The 18639-nt window shown below is 30.7% G+C and carries 15 protein-coding genes and 1 other RNA gene; 7 read left to right on the top strand and 9 right to left on the bottom strand.

What is annotated here, in order from left to right; translation table 11 throughout:
- Positions 1 to 84: 84 nt before the first annotated feature.
- The 6 genes from yidC to B4H69_RS03515 form a co-directional block, all read right to left on the bottom strand.
- Entirely contained in the window at positions 85 to 1929 is a 1845-nt protein-coding gene (yidC, locus tag B4H69_RS03540; protein WP_180905892.1) for a membrane protein insertase YidC, read from the bottom strand.
- Positions 1907 to 3559 (bottom strand): CTP synthase, encoded by a 1653-nt coding sequence (locus B4H69_RS03535; RefSeq protein WP_180905893.1) that lies wholly within the window; start codon positions 3557 to 3559, stop codon positions 1907 to 1909. The genes yidC and B4H69_RS03535 overlap by 23 nt, the downstream gene beginning before the upstream one ends.
- Before the next feature lie 81 nt (positions 3560 to 3640).
- Positions 3641 to 3739, bottom strand: an RNA gene (ffs, locus tag B4H69_RS03530) — signal recognition particle sRNA small type.
- A 182-nt stretch (positions 3740 to 3921) separates the two neighbouring features.
- Entirely contained in the window at positions 3922 to 5235 is a 1314-nt protein-coding gene (locus tag B4H69_RS03525; RefSeq protein WP_180905894.1) for a T9SS type A sorting domain-containing protein, read from the bottom strand.
- Between the two features lie 86 nt (positions 5236 to 5321).
- Positions 5322 to 6455: a tetratricopeptide repeat protein gene (locus B4H69_RS03520; protein WP_180905895.1), complete on the bottom strand. Its 1134-nt coding sequence runs from the start codon at positions 6453 to 6455 to the stop codon at positions 5322 to 5324.
- Between the two features lies 1 nt (position 6456).
- Positions 6457 to 7926, bottom strand: a complete 1470-nt coding sequence (locus B4H69_RS03515) for a helix-turn-helix domain-containing protein (protein WP_280045542.1) — start codon at positions 7924 to 7926, stop codon at positions 6457 to 6459.
- 132 nt (positions 7927 to 8058) lie between these two features.
- Between B4H69_RS03515 and B4H69_RS03510 the strand changes: the two genes are divergently transcribed.
- The 4 genes from B4H69_RS03510 to B4H69_RS03495 are packed head-to-tail and all read left to right on the top strand — an operon-like array spanning position 8059 to position 12005.
- Entirely contained in the window at positions 8059 to 8592 is a 534-nt protein-coding gene (locus B4H69_RS03510) for a DUF4199 family protein (protein WP_185655198.1), read from the top strand.
- Between the two features lie 3 nt (positions 8593 to 8595).
- On the top strand, positions 8596 to 9558 hold the full coding sequence (locus B4H69_RS03505; protein ID WP_180905898.1) for a glycosyltransferase family 2 protein: 963 nt from the start codon (positions 8596 to 8598) through the stop codon (positions 9556 to 9558).
- A 17-nt stretch (positions 9559 to 9575) separates the two neighbouring features.
- Entirely contained in the window at positions 9576 to 10280 is a 705-nt protein-coding gene (locus B4H69_RS03500) for a GIN domain-containing protein (protein ID WP_180905899.1), read from the top strand.
- 9 nt (positions 10281 to 10289) lie between these two features.
- A complete protein-coding gene (locus B4H69_RS03495; protein ID WP_280045543.1) occupies positions 10290 to 12005 on the top strand; it encodes a phospho-sugar mutase in 1716 nt (571 codons plus the stop codon).
- Between the two features lie 81 nt (positions 12006 to 12086).
- Here the strand turns inward: B4H69_RS03495 and B4H69_RS03490 are convergent, their stop codons facing one another.
- From B4H69_RS03490 to B4H69_RS03480, 3 genes are all read right to left on the bottom strand, one after another.
- Entirely contained in the window at positions 12087 to 13184 is a 1098-nt protein-coding gene (locus tag B4H69_RS03490) for an inorganic phosphate transporter (protein ID WP_114999000.1), read from the bottom strand.
- 114 nt (positions 13185 to 13298) lie between these two features.
- Positions 13299 to 14405, bottom strand: a complete 1107-nt coding sequence (locus B4H69_RS03485; protein ID WP_244958006.1) for an inorganic phosphate transporter — start codon at positions 14403 to 14405, stop codon at positions 13299 to 13301.
- A gap of 22 nt (positions 14406 to 14427) precedes the next feature.
- Positions 14428 to 15072 (bottom strand): DUF47 domain-containing protein, encoded by a 645-nt coding sequence (locus tag B4H69_RS03480; RefSeq protein WP_019974212.1) that lies wholly within the window; start codon positions 15070 to 15072, stop codon positions 14428 to 14430.
- A gap of 438 nt (positions 15073 to 15510) precedes the next feature.
- Here B4H69_RS03480 and B4H69_RS03475 point away from each other — a divergent pair, with 438 nt between their 5' ends.
- From B4H69_RS03475 to rpsG, 3 genes are all read left to right on the top strand, one after another.
- On the top strand, positions 15511 to 17526 hold the full coding sequence (locus B4H69_RS03475; protein WP_291092726.1) for a PAS domain-containing sensor histidine kinase: 2016 nt from the start codon (positions 15511 to 15513) through the stop codon (positions 17524 to 17526).
- A 239-nt stretch (positions 17527 to 17765) separates the two neighbouring features.
- A complete protein-coding gene (rpsL, locus tag B4H69_RS03470) occupies positions 17766 to 18149 on the top strand; it encodes a 30S ribosomal protein S12 (protein ID WP_019974211.1) in 384 nt (127 codons plus the stop codon).
- Between the two features lie 12 nt (positions 18150 to 18161).
- Positions 18162 to 18638 (top strand): 30S ribosomal protein S7, encoded by a 477-nt coding sequence (gene rpsG / locus B4H69_RS03465; protein WP_019974210.1) that lies wholly within the window; start codon positions 18162 to 18164, stop codon positions 18636 to 18638.
- The last annotated feature ends 1 nt before the right edge of the window (position 18639 follow it).

The raw sequence follows: 18639 nt of genomic DNA, 5'->3' as shown, positions 1-18639 counted from the left end.
ATACTTAAATTTTTTATTGTCTTAAATGAATAAAAAATCCGTTAATTATCATTAACGGATTTTTGAATTTGAAATATAATGTGATTATTTCTTTTTGTTCTTTTTTTGTTGCTCTTGCATTTCTTGTGCTTGTTGCATCATTTCTTGCATTTTCGAAGCAAACTTACCTGTCTTTTTAGGTTTTGTTTTATTTGTTTCGATGATTTGATGAATCTTCGCTTCGTGAATCATATATTTCTTAATATATAACACGATGAAAATATTAATCGCATTGGATACTAAATAATACCAAGATAGACCAGAAGCATAATTGTTAAGGAATACAAAGAAGAAAACTGGCATTACATACATCATGTATTTCATGAATTGCATGTTTGGCATTCCTTCTTGTTGTGGCATTTGGAAATTATCCATAGATCCAGAAACTTTAAAATAAATCATCATTGCAACAATGTATAATAAAGCGAATACACTTAAGTGACCATTAAGGAATGGAACCCATTCTGGTAATTTGATTAAATCATCGAATGCTGTTAAATCGTCTACGAACCAGAAAGGAACACCTCTCAAGTCGATTAAGTTCGGGAAGAAACGGAATAACGCATAGAAAATAGGAATTTGTAATAATGCTGGTAAACATCCTGCTAATGGATTGATTCCTGCATTACGATAAATTGCCATTGTTTCTTGTTGCTTCTTCATCGCATCTTTCGGATCCTTGTATTTTTCGTTGATTTCATTCAACTCTGGACGAACAACTTTCATCAATGCAGATTGACGGTATTGTTTGTACATAATAGGAGATAAAATCAATTTTACAACGATTGTCATCAAGAAGATTACCCATCCGTAAGTGATTCCTACAGAAGCTAACCATTTGAAAACGTTCAAGAAGAAATATTTATTCAACCAACCAAATAATCCCCAACCAAAGTCAATTAAGTTTTGGAATCCTTTGTCGTTGTAATCTTTCAACATTTTATAATCCAATGGAATAAAATCCCATGTGAATTTAGAATTGATTTCACTATTTTTCAACTCTAATTTAGAGTTTAAGTGATAGTGTTTACTATAAGTTAAATCTTCTTTATCAGAGTTTTTAGAACCACCTTTTGTTGTTTTAAACCCTTCATCATTTGATAAAACTGTTGCGAAGAATTGTTGTTTGTTGGCTACCCAAGAAATAGCTTCCTCTTCTTCCCATTCGTCAGAACCAAATAATTCGTATTCGATGTCTTTGTTTCCTTTGAACTGAAAATAAGTGTGTGACCAATATTTTTCTTGATCTTTCCCTTTCTCAGTACTGAAACCATCCATTGTCCACGCTAAATCTACATTTTTTTCAGAAGTGATGTTAGATAAACCTTGCGTTTTAACTTCGAAATCGATACCATAAGAATCTCCTAATGTATAGATGTATTGAATTTGACTATTTTGAGCATTCGCTGTAAACGTCACAATTGTATTGTTCGCATTTTTCTGTACTTGAGGCACAAATACTAAATCCGAAACATTAAGAACAGCTCCTTGTTTTGTTTTGAATGATAAGTTGAACTTACTTGATCCATCTTTTATCAAATGTAAAGGATCTTTGTGTCCATCTTTTTTGTCATTGTAAGCTGTATATCCAACGATTTGTACGTCAGAAATTTGAGCTCCTTTTGGCGAAAAAGTAACTTTTAATTTATCATTACTAACTTCAACATCTTTTGCTAATGTAGGGTCTACAGTTTGAAAAGCTTGTGTTGTAGCTGTTTTATTTAATTGTTCCTGTTTTTTCGCTTGCTCTTGCTTTTGAACTAATTCTTTTTTCTGTGCTTCGACCTCCGCTTCCGAAGGTTTGTTTAGAAAATAGAATACGCCAAAAAGAATTGCAATTAAAATAAAACCAATCGTTTGGTTAAAATCAAATTTTTTCTCTTGTTGCATTTAATAAATCATTTTGTTTATTCAATAAAGAAGCTTCGATAAAACTTATAAATAAAGGATGTGGCGAAGCAACTGTACTTTTATATTCCGGATGGAATTGTACACCTATATAATATGGGTGTTGATTATGTTCTAAAATTTCTACTAATTCTGTTTCAGGATTTTTACCAACTGGAATAAAATTGTTTTCAACAAATTCATCATAAAAATCATTATTGAATTCATATCTATGACGATGACGTTCTAAGATTTCGGTTGTGTTGTAAATTTTCTCAATTTTTGAATTTGGAGTTAATTCACATTTCCAATTTCCTAAACGCATTGTTCCTCCTTTGTCCGAAACATCTTTTTGATCTTCCATCAAACTGATAACAGGATAAGGCGTTGTTAAATCCATTTCTGCTGAATCTGCTTTCTCGTAACCTAAAACATTACGCGCAAATTCGATTGCCATAATTTGCATTCCTAAACAAATTCCTAATGTTGGAATATTATTTCTTCGTGCATAATTTGTAGCAATTATTTTACCTAAAATACCACGATCTCCAAAACCTGGCGCGATCAAAATTCCCGAAACTCCTTTCAATTGCTCTCCAACATTGTCTTCTGTAATATCGCCAGAATATACCCAACGAACTTTTACATTCGTTTCGCAAGTTGCAGCAGCATGTGTAAATGCTTCTGTAATTGATTTATAAGAATCGTGTAACGAAACGTATTTACCAACTAAAGCAATCTCGATTTCGTTTTTAGGATTTTTATGATTTGATAAGAATTTGTTCCAAACTGTAAAATCTGGTTCTTGATCAGTTGGCAAATCTAAGCCTTTTAAAACAACTTCGTCAAAATTTTGTTCATGTAATAAGAATGGAACCTCATAAATTGTGTCTGCATCCATACTTTCGATTACATTTTCTTTGCGAACATTACAGAATAAAGCCAATTTAGCTTTTACATCTTTTGGTAAATGACGCTCTGTACGTGTAACTAAAACATTGGCATGAATACCATTTTCCATTAATGTACGAACAGAATGTTGAGTAGGTTTTGTTTTTAATTCACCCGCAGCAGCTAAATAAGGGACTAATGTTAAGTGAATAACAGAAGAATTATGTTCTCCTAATTCCCAAGTTAACTGACGGATAGATTCGATATAAGGTAAAGACTCAATATCTCCAACCGTACCTCCAATTTCAGTAATGATGATATCATAATCACCTGTATTACCTAATAATTTGATACGACGTTTGATTTCGTTTGTGATATGAGGAACAACCTGAACTGTTTTTCCTAAATAATCTCCACGACGTTCTTTTTCTATAACTGTTTGATAAATACGACCTGTAGTAACTGAGTTAGCACGAGATGTTGCGCGGTTCAAGAAACGCTCATAATGTCCTAAATCTAAATCGGTCTCTGCACCGTCTTCCGTAACGTAACATTCTCCATGTTCGTAAGGATTAAGTGTTCCTGGGTCTACATTTATATAGGGATCCAATTTCTGAATTGTTACTCTATATCCTCTTGCTTCTAGTAGCATTCCTAATGATGATGCTACGATTCCTTTTCCTAACGACGATGTTACTCCTCCGGTAACGAAAATGTACTTTGGTGCTTTGTTTGTTTCCATTGAATCTTTAAATCAATGGTTGCAAATTTACGAATAAATAATGGGGTAAAAAAAAGTGGGAGTGAAATTTAGAGAAATAAAAATAGGCAAGCGATCTACATCACACCGCTACGACCGTATACCTTTGCTACGTTCCCGTCCTGGAGGATTCAACAGGAGCTGGTTGTGTAGGACTTGCCTGATGCAAAGGTAAGAAAGTTTTGTAAAAATAAAAGGGTTTAGGGAAAAAAATAAATAATTTTATCAAAAATGTAAATAATGAATTGATTTACAACAAAAAAGTGGAACTATAAAAGTTCCACCCACATTGAAAAAAATTAATTTACTTTAATAAAAGTAATTGATAAAATGAATTTACTTTATTATTGTTTAATAAATTTTACAGATTTGGTAGTATGATTTGAATTGATTGTAATAATGTAAATTCCTTTTGATAATGATGATACTTCAATCTTTTCTTTTATATTATTGAGATTTGATTTTTTAACTACTTTCCCGTCAATAGTTGTAATTGTATATTGATTGATAATATAATCAGATGAAATGTTAAGAGTTGATGAAACTAAAGTAGGATATACATTTATATTGTTTGTAGATTTGATATTTTCGTCTGTGTTTAATAGTTTTTCATCTAGCTTGACAACCCATCCTCTTCCAAAGTTAAAAGCAGAATTATCATAACCACCAATATATTTTCCGTTATTAGAGATTGTTAAAGCTGTTCCCATCATACCATCATAAGTATCAATAGAGAAACCAGCTTTTTTAACATAATCGCTTAAAAGTTGTACTTGATCGCCAAAAGATTCGTGCCAAATTACAGCCTCTCTAACTAGTTGATTAGCACTATTTATAGTGGTCATATATCCTACAGCAATTCCATTATCAGAAATATCTTCAAAAGCTCCTGCATAAAAACCATCATAGATTTTTATAGATTTTCTTTCACCTGTTTTATGATTATAGACCATAGGAAGTCCTTCCCATTCTCCTGCCATTAGCCCATTTACATTAATTTTCATGATATCTGAAACTGCGGATTTTGGAAGAGTTTCATCTATGTATGTAATCTTTAAATCTTGATCGATTAAACAAGGAATTCGTCTTGTTCCTCCATTATTTCCTTCATCATCAACCCATCCAGCCATTAACCCTTCGTCATTAATAGTGTAAACAGCTAATGCTAAATATTTTTCATTAAATATAGGTCTTAGTTCGCCTGTTTCTGTATAATAGATAAAAGATCCATATATATCTTTATCATTAATTCTTTTTGACATTTGGCCAACGATATACTTTCCATTTTCGGAATAATCAAAAACAGTAAAGGTACTTTTGCCGAAAACAAAATCTTGAAAAACGCCAATTTGTTTCCAATCATTAGTTTTTGTTTTAAAAGCAGGTACTTTATTACTTGTTCCAGAAATTTTCATTTCTCCAGTAATATCACCATTGTCATTTATTGTATTTAATTGACTTATTCCTAAAGCTGTTTCAGCAATGGTGTAAACTTTGGTGTTGTAATCGAAATATTTTACAGCAGATAAACCTAATCCGTTGTTATTAATACTCCTAATTGATGTACCTAAAGCTTGAGAAAAATAAGCTTCTGTTTGTGCATTTATTTGTAAACTACATAAAGTAACAAATAGGGATAAAAAGTAATGTTTTTTCATATAAATATTAATTTCTTGAATTCAAAATTAATATTCATTTTCAGAAATCACTTCTGTTTACTATTTGAAATTCGTGAATTATTAATTCATTGTTCTTTATTTAAGATAGCCGTTAATTCTTGGTGTAAAATTATGTTTTTTGAAGTTATTTTTTTCTTTTTTCTAAAATATAAAACACTGATTGTTAATACAATAAAACTTGATGTTATGACTATGAAAATAGTAGTGAAAAAAGAGTTTTTTAGATTGTAATTTTCTTCATCTTCAACAGCTTGAATAGCTTTATATACAGATTTTGTTTCTGATGATACGACATGCTTATTATAAATTGCTGATAAGCTATCTGCTTTTTCAAAAAGTCGCCAATTTTGTTTTGCAATTGCATTTAGGCTAATTAAATTATAGATATTTCTTTTTAATGTAGAGTCTTCTGTTTTGTTTAATGATTGTAATGATTTATTAAGATAATCAAGAGAGGTTTCATAATTATTTGTTTTAAAATAATATTCACCAAGCCCTTTTAGTGAATAGGCAATCAATATATTGGTTCCAGATTTTTTGGCTAACTCATACGATTTATGATAAGCGTCTTCAGAAGCTTTCGGATCAGACTTAAAATAACAAAAACCTAAGTTGTAATAAATAACACTTTTGTTAGATGAAGCAATAAACTTATTGTTTATTTTATCATAATTTTTTATAGCCTTATTAAAATAATCAATGGCAGTTTCACAATTGTTTAAATCTTTGAAAATTAATCCTCTTACTGTGTAGTTGTAACTAATTGTTTCAAATTTTTTATCCTCGTCTTTTATTTGGTTGATTATCTTTTCAGCTTCATTTAAATAAGTTAAAGATTTATCATATAATTTTAAATTCTGATAAATAGCTGCAATACGATGAATAACATCTATTTTTTGAGAATCATTTTTTAAGTTCTTAACAATATCATATGTCTTATTTAAATAAAATAATGCTTTTTCGTTGTCTCTTAAGTTAGCAAATGCATTGGCTTTTATAAAATAACTATCAACCAATATTTTTATGTTGCCATTGCTATTTTTTATTAAAATATCAGCTTGATTTATAGCTTTTTTAGGGTTGTTATATATGTTCTCTTTTGCAGTTTGGTATATGTTTTTTAGTTTAGTAGAGTCGCTTTGTCCAAAACACATCACACCGCTTAGAATAAAAATCGTAAAATAAATATTATACTTCATATTATTTTTGAGTCAGATTAATGGTTTTTATAAAAATAGTTGGAGTCGTTCCTGTATACGATTTGAAAGCAGAAACAAAACTGCTATGAGAAGAAAAGCCACTTTCTTCAGCTAAATAAGAAATTTTGTAATTTAAATAATTGGAATCAGAAGTTAGCTTATTTAATATATACTTTATCCGAAGTTCATTTATATAGGTATTGAAATTTTTTTCTTTGTGTCTGTTAATGATATCAGATAAATATTTTGTGTTCGTATCCAATTGAGAAGCAATTAATCCAAGCGAAACATTTTTTGATAAAAATTTATTAGTTTGTTCAAAAGAGTTTAATTTTTGTAGAATAGCCATTTCTTTTTCTTTAGAGATTAAATCTGTTTTGATTTGATTTTTTACTTCATCTTTAGAATATTGATTTTCTTTCTGCGATTCTTTTAGTGAATTAATAATAGCTTTTACAACACGAGTATTTTCCTTTTTTTTGTTTAGTAAAATTGTATAAACAAGTAAGATTAATATTAATAAAGCAATAGAAATTCCAGAAATAATGTGATAGATTTTTTCTTTTTTTAATTGTTTGGTTTCAATAATTTTTGATTGATGATGAAAAATAGAATTATTTATTTTTTGACTAATTTGAAGGTTTAGGGTAGAAATAGAATCGAACTTTTCATTATAAAAATTAAATTCATTCACATTGTGATTAGCTAAATATAAACTAGCCAAATTATAATATGCATCTTTTATTAGGTCAGAATGGTTAATTTTTTTAGCATAAACTAATCCTTTCTGATAATATGAAACAGCTTCTGTATTAGATCTTTTATCAAAATAATACTCGCCTAACAATAGATTTATTCTCGCTTTGAAATAATTGCCTATTTCCTTTTTTTCTTCTAATTGAGATAATAATTGAAATGCTTTGTTATACTGATGACTTTTTAAATATAATTTAGATAGGGTTAATTCTTCTTCTGTGTTTAGAGATTTTTTCTCTAATAGTGTTTTTAATGCATTAGAATAATCACCTTTATAAAAATATTGATTTGCTTGTAAAATTGAATTTTCGTCAGATGAATTGTTTAGTAAATATTTTTCTGAAAAATCGAGTAAGTGATAACGTTGATAAATTCTATTTAAAACAAGTTCTGATTCATGTATTAACTCTGTATTATTGTCCAAAATAGCTTCAGTATTTGCCTTTGCAGCATTGTCAAGAGCTTCATCATATTTTCCTCCAAAATAATTTGCATTGGCTAGTAAAATATAAGATTCTATTAATTCTGTTTTATCATTAGAATTTCGGATAAGATATTCTGCAATGGTTTTTGTTTCTTCAGGATTATTATATAAGATAGAATTATAATCTTTCAAATATTTTTGTAATATTAATCCTTGCGCATTTGTAACTTGGCATACAAAGCATAAAAAAACTAAGGCGAATGGGTAAAATCGATTAAAAAATAAATTCATTTCCTAACAAAAATAAATTTTTTATCAATACAAATTCCTTTTTAAATCATATAAAATAATGTATCATAGAATAAAGGATATAATTATCTTTGCAGAATGGTTAGTTTTAATAAAATTTTCAAAAACTCTTTGGTGCTTACGGCAATTACATTAGCATTGTTTTTCGCACTTTACTTTTATTTTTCGTTAAATGGAACAGTTTCTGTAAAAGATTATTACACTTACAGCTTCATGATTTGCTGTTTTATTGTATTACCTTTATATGCATTATATTGTTTCTTAACAATTTTCAATTTATCGAAAAATAAAGCAAAAAATCATCAAACTTCAGAAGAATTAATGACTTTCAAAGAAGGTTTCAAAGTTGGTTTCTACACAATTTTCTTCGCAGGAATCATGAGTTTGATTGTTATTTTTGTATTCTTCAATACTTATGGAGAATGGGCACAAGATAGTTTGAAACAAGGATTGTTAGACACTTTTACGTCTAATATGTCTGATCCAAAAGTCGCAAAAGATATCGAAACATTCAGAAATTCGGATGATTATAAAACACTTAATTTATTTACTGTGAAAAACTTCTTCGGATTATTCTCAATTTTCTTATCTTTCTACATCGCAATTGCAGCGATGTTTTCACAATTCTTAAAAAAACGTGTTTTTTAACATATGGATATTTCAGTTGTTGTTCCTTTATTGAATGAACAAGATTCCTTAGAGGAATTATTCTACAGAATCAAAAAAGTCTGTGAACAGAATGATTTTACATTCGAAGTTATTTTCGTTGATGACGGAAGTACAGATGATTCGTGGCAAATTATCGAATATATTGCCAACTTCAATACAGAAGTGAAAGGAATTAAATTCCGTAAAAATTATGGTAAATCTCCAGCACTTAGCGCTGCTTTTAAAGAAGTAAAAGGTGATGTTGTGATTACTATGGATGCAGATTTACAAGATTTTCCTGAGGAAATTCCGTCGTTATACAAAATGCTGAAAAACCAAAAAGCAGATATTGTTTCGGGTTGGAAAGAAAATCGTCAAGATAATAAGTTGACAAAAAATCTTCCTTCCAAATTATTCAATGGTGTTGCACGTAAAACGTCTGGTGTAAAATTGCACGATTTTAATTGTGGTTTGAAAGCTTATCGTTGGGAAGTGACGCAAAATATTGAATTGTATGGAGATATGCACCGCTATATTCCTGTTTTAGCGAAAAATGCTGGATATTCGAGAATTATTGAGAAAAAAGTAAAACATCAAGCGCGTAAATATGGTGTGTCAAAATTTGGAGCAAATCGTTTTGTAAATGGTTTCTTGGATTTGATTACACTTTTCTTTGCATCAAGATTCGGGAATAAACCAATGCATATTTTCGGTTTATTGGGAACATTGATGTTTATTTTAGGATTTTTCGCTTCATTTTATTTAGGTATTGAGAAATTATACAAAGTTTATATTTCGCATACACCAGCCAGATTAATTACAGATAGTCCTTATTTTTATATCTCGTTAGTTTTTATGATTTTGGGAACGCAATTATTTTTGGCGGGATTTTTGGGCGAGTTAATTGTTCGTAATAATCGCGATAAACAATTGTATTTAGTTCAAAAAGAATTGAATTTAAACTAATTAAATAACCAACTACTATGAAAAAAATAATTTTATTAGGATTTTTAGGTTTAGTTGCAACTTCGTGTTCATCATCAATTGATGGAGAAGGTGCTGCAACGGCTCAAAAAGAATATACTGCTGACAATATCAAAGATTTGAGCGTTTCGTGTAATTGTAATGTTATTTTGGTTCCGGGAAATAAATCTGGAGTTAAAGTAGAATCGCATCAAAATATTATTGACAATTTAGAAGTTGAAGCAAAAAATAATGCGGTTACAATCAAAGAAAAATCAAATGTAGACCATTATAGTGCCTATGATTTGTATGTTTATGTGACGCGTGATTTAGAAAAAATCGATGTGAATAAACAAACTTCTTTGACAACTTCTGGAACATTGAATGTCGATAAATTGACAATGAATGCGAAGGATCAAGCAAGAATTAATCAAACTTTTTTGATTACAAACAACTTTGATTTAAAAGCGGAAGATCAATCTAATATCATGTTAGAAGGAACTGCTGGAACTATGAAAGTGAAAGCTTATGGCGAAGCACAATTGAATTTGTTCAAATACGAAGTCAACGAAGCTAATTTCACAACTGATGATAATGCTTTGTTAGATATCAATGCGCGCCAAACGCTTTATGGTTCTGCAAAAGGAAACTCAATCGTTAATTTTATGGGCGATCCAAATAAGGATACAAAAATTGCCGACCGTGCCCAAGTATTAAAAAAATAAAAAATAAGAATGACTTCAAGTTTAGATAATGCTAAATTATGGCTTTCTGACGCTTATGATGCGGAAACAAGAAAGGCTGTTCAAGATTTAATTGATAATAATCCAACCGAATTAGACGATTCTTTTTATAAAAACCTTGAGTTTGGAACAGGAGGAATGCGTGGTATAATGGGAGTTGGAACAAATCGTTTAAACAAATATACACTTGGTGCAGCGACGCAAGGTTTAGCAAATTATATCAATCAACAATTTCCGAATAAAGAGAAAAAAGTTGCGATTGCTTACGATGTTCGCCATAATTCGGATACGTTCGCAAAAATGGTTGCAGATGTTTTGACTGCGAATGGAATCAATGTTTATTTGTTCGAATCTTTTCGTCCAACGCCAGAATTGTCTTTCACAGTTCGTCATTTAGGTTGTGATGCTGGAATTGTGTTGACAGCTTCTCATAATCCTCCAATTTACAATGGTTACAAGGTTTATTGGAATGATGGAGCGCAAATTGTTCCGCCACAAGATGGAGAAATTATCAACGAAGTAAATAATGTAAAAGTTGAAGAAATCAAATTTCAAGGGAACGATGCATTGTTGACATATATCGGAAAAGAAATTGATGAAGCTTTTATTGATGCTTGTGTAGCAAATGGAAGTTTTACGCAAGAAGGTAAAGAAGATATAAAAATTGTTTTCACTTCTATTCACGGAACTGCAGTTGCAATTACGCCAAAAGCTTTTGAAAAAGCTGGTTTTACTCAAGTTCATCAAGTTGCTGAGCAAGCAATTCCAAGTGGAGATTTCCCGACAGTAAAATCGCCAAATCCAGAAGAACCAGAAGCATTAACTATGGCAGTTGCTTTAGCAAATGAAATTGATGCTGATGTTGTGATTGGAACAGATCCTGATGCGGATCGTGTAGGTGTTGCAACGCGTAACAATGAAGGTGAAATTGTTTTATTAAATGGTAACCAAATGAACACTGTGTTGGCTTACTATTTATTAGAAAAATGGCAAGAAGCAGGTAAATTAGTTGGAAAAGAATTTATCGGTTCGACAATTGTAACGTCTGATATTTTCTATGATATTGCTGCTAAATTCAATGTTGATTGTAAAGTTGGATTAACAGGTTTTAAATGGATTGCTGATATGATTCGCAAATTCGAAGGCAAAGAAAGTTTTGTTGGAGGAGGAGAAGAATCGTTCGGATTTATGGTTGGAGATTTTATCCGCGATAAAGATTCTGTTACAACAGCTTTATTAGTTTCTGAAATTGCTGCTGTACAAAAAGCGAAAGGAAGTTCATTGTACAATAAATTAATGGAAATCTATCTTGAAATCGGAAAAGCATATCAAGAAGATTTAATTAGTATTGTAAAACCTGGAAAAGAAGGTGCAGAGTTAATTGCTAAAATGATGGTGGAATTTAGATCAAATCCTCCAAAAGAATTAGCAGGTTCTAAAGTTGTTCGTGTAAAAGATTTTCAATCTTCTATCGACAAAGATTTGACTTCTGGTGAAGAAAAAGCGATTGAAATACCTAAGTCAAATGTATTGATTTTCTATACAGAGGATGGAAGTAAAGTAGCTTGTCGACCTTCTGGAACAGAACCAAAGATTAAATATTATTTCTCTGTAAATGCTCCACTTTCTAACAAAGAAGATTATCCAGCTGTTCAAAAAGCGTTGTTAGCGAAAATCGATTTGTTGAAAGAAGATTTTAGCAAATAATTATTTAGAATAAATATTAATATAAATAGAAAATGGCTGTCAATTTTGACAGCCATTTTTTTATATGATTAAATTTTAATGTTAGAAAAACATTGAAAATAGATAATAAAATCCTGTTGCAATAAGTGCAGAAACTGGAATTGTCAAAATCCAAGCCCATAATAAACTAATTGTAACTCCCCAACGAACAGCAGAAACTCTTTTTACCATTCCAACACCAATAATAGAACCCGTAATCACGTGAGTTGTAGAAACTGGCATTTTGATATGTTCAGTAAAAAATAATGTAATAGCTGAAGCTGTTTGCGCTGTGAAACCTTCGATAGGAGTAATTTTTGTAATTTTATTTCCCATCGTTTTTAAGATTTTCATTCCGCCACCTAAAGTTCCTAAAGCAATTGCCGAGAAACACATAATCGGAACCCAATCATGAATATCAGTACTACTTGTTGTGATGAACCAATGTTTCCAATTGAAAACATCATTCAAAATCCAATCATTCATATCAGTATTAACAATCGCAGTTTGATTGGCAAGTAAAGCAAATGTGATTACTCCCATTACTTTTTGAGAATCATTCAAACCATGACCAATACTCAACATGGCAGATGAAACCAATTGCAATTTCTTGAACCAAGCATCTGCTTTATGCGGTTTTGCATTTCGACAAAGATTCAGCGTGATGATGTAAATAACATTACCAGCGACTAAACCAATAATTGGCGCGACCAAAATGAAAGCGATAATCGTTAAGATAATTGTACTATTAATCGCAGAAAAATCATAACCTGTCGCAGCTAATGCACCTCCAGCTAATCCTCCAATCAATGTGTGAGATGAGGAAGAAGGGATTCCTAATTTCCAAGTTAAAATATTCCAAGTAATAGCGGCAGAAAGTGCTGCCATAACAACTACAGATGGATTAGAGCCAAATGCGACAACAACATCTTCTTTGATAATTTTAGCGATTGTGTCTGCAACTCCGAATTCTCCAATGATAAATTTGGCAATGAAAAAAGCAACAAAATTGAAAAATGCAGCCCAAATAACAGCCTGAATTGGAGTTAAAACCTTTGTAGTAACAACGGTTGCAATAGAGTTTGCGGCATCGTGAAAACCATTTAAGAAATCAAATAAAATGGCTAAACCGATAATGATAAATAATACAGTTAATTGCATGGCGCAAATTTAAAACTTTCTTAAACTTATCATTTATCAATTTCGAAAATTATTTCAAAAATAAAAAAGGAGCTTATAAAAGCTCCTAAATATTAATGATATTGATTGTTATTTTTAAACAAATAATGTTACGATGTAGTAAATCAATGCAGCTAATAATGCTGAGACTGGAATGGTAAGAACCCAAGCCCAAAGTAAACTAATTGTTACTCCCCAACGAACTGCAGATACACGTTTCGTTAAACCTACACCAATAATAGAACCTGTAATTGTATGCGTTGTAGAAACTGGAATTCCGAAATGCTCAGAAATATAAAGCGTCATTGCTCCTGAAGTTTCAGCTACTACACCTTCTAATGGTGTTACTTTTGTAATTTTAGACCCCATTGTTTTGATGATTTTCCATCCACCACCCATTGTACCTAATGCGATAACAACAAACGATGTAATAGGAACCCACATCCAATGCGCTACGAAATATTGGAATTTATCTTCTGCTTGTACATAAGCTGGGTCAAAATCGACATTCATGTGATAGAAGATAACCGCTGCTCCAATAATACCCATTACCTTTTGCGCATCATTCATACCGTGTCCTAAAGAGAAAAGGGCAGAAGAAACCAATTGCAATTTCTTGAACCACCATTCTGCTTTTGCAGGTTTGGCTCTTTTACAAATATGAAGCGTGATTATGGTTAATATTGAGGCGATAATCATACCAATTAATGGTGCTAATACAATAAAGCATACAATAGGAATTACTTTTTTGTAAACAATTACATCTTCTCCACCAGCAGAAAAACCACCAGCATGAGCTAATGCAGCTCCAATAAAACCACCAATTAATGTATGAGAAGAAGAAGAAGGAATACCAAACTTCCATGTTAATAAGTTCCAAGAAATGGCAGCGATAATTCCAGCTAAAATAACTTCTAGTGTAATAAAATGCTCGTTAACCGATTTTGCAATCGTATTACCAATCTTAAATTCTCCAATCCAATAGACCGAAATAAAATAAGCTGCAAAGTTGAATGCTGCTGCCCAAAGTACAGCCTGAAAAGGTGTTAAAACCTTAGTAGCGACAATGGTAGCAATAGAATTTGCTGCGTCGTGAAAACCATTTATATAATCAAAAACAAAAGCTAAGACGATAATAGTAATCAATAACATTCCTGGCGTTGACGTAAGCATGCTCGAAAACGCTGAAAAAAATTCTGTCATAATCTTTTAGATTAAGTTATGGTTATGAGTGTTTTACCGCTACTGCTTCCAATACATTTGCAACACTTTTACACTTATCTGTTGCAGATTCTAATGAAGATAAAACTTCCTTGTATTTGATGATGTTTTTGGCATCAGTTTCGTTCTCAAAAATTTCTTGAACCGCTTTATCAAAAATACGATCCGATTTATTTTCTAATTTATTGATTCGTTCACATATTTCGTAAATACGATTTACGTTTCTCAAATCTTTCAATTGCTCAATTCCTTCACCGATTAATTGACAAGCCTCTAAGTTAACAGCTGTAATTTTGCGGATAGATTTTGTAATTTTATCTACTTGATAAATATTGATACGATTCGCTGCACCATTTAAATTATCTGCAACATAATCGATAGATTTTACTAATTGATAAATATCTTCTCTGTCAAAAGGCGTGATAAAGTTTTTACTTAACTCTAAATTTGTTTTTTGAGTAAGATATTCAATTTTACTTTCGATTTTAGAAATTTGTGCGATGTAATCTTCGCGTTCCTCAACTGGAGCGTTTACACATTCGTGTAACAATTCAGCTAATTTGATTAAACTTTTTGAAGCCTCCTCGAACAAAGGATAGAAAACTTTATCCTTTGGAGTAAATAATTTAAAAAATGAGTTTACCGACATTTAATAATGTTTTGAAGTGCAAAATTAATTTTTCTAATGTAAAATTAACATTAAATAAATGTTTACACGAAATAAACTTGATAATCTTTTCAATTTTAATTGCTTAAAATTAATTAAAATTGAAAAATGATTTAGTAACTAGTTTTTTAACTTTTATTCATTATAAATTGATAAATTTATGATAGACAAAAAACGAATACTTTAAAATTAATGTAATACTATAAAATGAAACCTCTACAATCTGAAAATCATCATCAATTTTTATCAACGCATTTTCTTGATCAAAACCCTCTTGGGTTTGCTTACTTCTCTGGTAACGAATTGTTGTTGTCTTATGCTAATTCCAATTTTTATAAATTTTAAGGTTTACAAAATAGTGTTATTGGAAACGTTGCAAAATCAATTTTTGAAAAGACTCAGCTTCTCGAAATTTATTCGATGATTACGAAAGTTTATCATTGCAATAATAGTTCGAAAGAAATGAAAGTTGTTGGTTTAAAAAATGAAGATAAAGGACAAACTGATTTTTTAGAGATAATTGTTTCATCTGTTATTAGTCCAGATAATAATTCTGTAGAAGGGGTTTCTGTTGTTATAAAGGAGATTGTTGAGCAAGATTACAATGAAAACACTTTAGAAAATTCTATCACTAATTTTGATTACATAGTTTCAAATTCATTGGCTTCTACAATTGTTCTAACTGGAATTGATCCAATAATTGAAGTAGCTAATCAAAAAATGGTTGAATTTTTAGGGAAAGGAAATTCACTTTCTGGTAATAGACTTTTTACTGTTTTTCCTGAATTAGAAACAGAAAATTTCCTGAAATTATACAAGAAAGTATATGTTGATAAAGTAGAGCAGGAGGAAAAGGAGTTTAAAGTAGATTACTTTTATAATAATATTCTTTGTAGTAAGTTTTTGCATTTGTTACTACGACCAAAATTAAATAATAATCGAGAAGTAGTCGCCATCATCATCTCGTTAATTGATATTACTGATTTAATCGAAACACGTGAAAAGCTTAGAAAAAATGAGAATCTGTTAAAAGCTTTTTTAGAACATGTTCCAGTTTCAATAAATGTTTTAGAAGGAGAAAATTTTGAGTATAAATTATCTAATAGTCTAACAGATCAGATTTGGGGGCATCATGTCGAAATAGGTTCTACTGTAAAAGATACAGTTTCATATATAAAAGATCGACCTATTTATAAAGATTTGCAATCGGTTTTTAAGACAGGTGAGCAAATCGAAAGAAAAGAACATCAGTTTTTAGATAATAATGGAAATATAAAATATGTCAATTATATTTTGCAGCCAATCAAAGATGAAGAAAATAAGGTTGAATATATTTTGACTTTAGGTTATGATGTGTCGAATGAAATTGAATATAAAAACAAATTAGAAGCTAACGAGAAGCGATTTAAAATTTTAGCAGATTTTATGCCTCAATTTGTTTGGACTTCAGACAAAGATGGTGTTGTGACTTATTTTAATAGAAATTGGTACGAAATATTTGGATTGGATGATAATATTGATCTGGATAAGAATTTTTGGAGTTTATTACATCCAGAATCTCTTGATAAAGTGCGAAATAGTTGGATGGATGCAGTCCGTCAAAATTCTACTTATGAAGTAGAATATCAATTAGTGAATCCAATTACCAATATCAGCAAATGGTATTTAGCACGTGGAAAAAGAGTTTGTAATGATAATGACGAAATTGAACTTTGGATTGGTACTTGTACAGATATTGATGATTTCAAACAATTACAGAAACAAAAAGACGATTTTATTGGAATAGCTAGTCATGAACTGAAAACGCCTTTGACAAGTTTAAAATTGTATGCACAATCTGTAGAAATAAATCTTCGAAAACAAGGAGATGAAAAAAATGCTGAAGTTGTTAAGAAAATGGAAACACAAATCAATAAACTGAATAAGTTGATTTCAGATTTGTTAGATGTTACCAAAATCCAAAGTGGACGAATGGTTTTACAAGATTCTATTTTTTTGATGGAAGATTTGGTTGCTGAAATTGTAGAAGAGCAGCAGATGTCTACAAAAACACACACAATTATTTTGAATAAAGAAAGTGTTGGATATATACGTGGTGATAGAGATAGAATAGGGCAAGTTTTGAGTAATCTTATTAACAATGCAGTGAAATATTCGCCAAATGCAAAAGAAGTAGAAGTAAATTTAGAGTTGATTGATGGTTTTGCAAAAGTTTCAATAAAAGATAACGGTTTTGGAATTCCTCAAAATAAAATTCACCAAGTTTTTGATCAATATTTCAGAGTAGGTAGCGAATATGAACAAGGAATTAATGGTTTGGGATTAGGATTGTTTATTTGTGCTGAAATCATAAATAAAAGTAGTGGTCAAATCTATGTCAAATCAGAATTACATAAAGGTTCTACTTTCTGTTTTGAGTTGCCAATTCTCAAATAATTTTTTCAATTATTCGCGATTATTATCATTTTTGAAATAAAAGATTTTACTATTATTGATTTTCTTGGTGAAATCTTTCTTCCACGTTAAAATACTGTAAAAAAATACTTAGCGAATTATAAAATTTTATAAATCAATGCAAAATAAATGTCTAAATATTTTTTTTTGCTAGAATATTTTGTAGTTTTGCATGCCCAAAAAATGGGTTTAATCCAAATTTAAAAGGAAATTTAATTAGTATGCCAACAATTCAACAATTAGTTAGAAAAGGTAGAAAAAAACTAACCAAGAAGAGTAAATCGGCTGCATTGGAATCATGTCCACAACGCCGCGGTGTTTGTACACGTGTTTACACTACAACTCCTAAGAAACCTAACTCAGCAATGCGTAAAGTTGCTCGTGTTAGATTAACAAACGGGAAAGAAGTTAACGCGTACATCGGTGGTGAAGGTCATAATCTTCAAGAGCACTCGATAGTATTGGTTAGAGGAGGTAGAGTTAAAGATTTACCAGGTGTGCGTTACCACATTGTACGTGGAGCGTTAGATACTGCGGGAGTAAACGGACGTACTCAACGTAGAAGTAAGTATGGAGCGAAACGTCCTAAAGATGCTAAAAAATAAATTTAAGGTAAGATGAGAAAGACAAGAGCTAAAAAAAGACCTTTACTTCCAGATCCTAAATTTAATGATCAGTTAGTAACTCGTTTCGTAAACAACTTAATGTACGACGGAAAAAAATCTGTAGCATTCAAAATTTTCTATGATGCGTTAGAAATCGTAGATTCTCGTAAAGAAGATGCAGAAAAAACTTCATTAGACATTTGGAAAGAAGCATTATCTAATGTAATGCCTCACGTAGAAGTACGTTCTCGCCGTGTTGGTGGAGCTACATTCCAAATTCCAATGGAAATTCGTCCAGACCGTAAAATTTCAACAGCAATGAAATGGTTAATCAAATATTCTCGTAACAGAAACGAGAAATCGATGGCTCAAAAATTAGCTGGAGAAATTATTGCAGCTGCTAAAGAAGAAGGATCTGCCGTTAAAAAACGTCAAGATACTCACAAAATGGCAGAAGCTAACAAAGCATTCTCTCACTTTAGATTCTAAT

This window comes from Empedobacter sp. UBA6745, assembly GCF_002453775.1.
In the GTDB taxonomy this organism is placed as follows: Bacteria; Bacteroidota; Bacteroidia; order Flavobacteriales; family Weeksellaceae; genus Empedobacter; species Empedobacter falsenii_C.
This window is presented reverse-complemented; position numbering and strand designations above follow the sequence as displayed.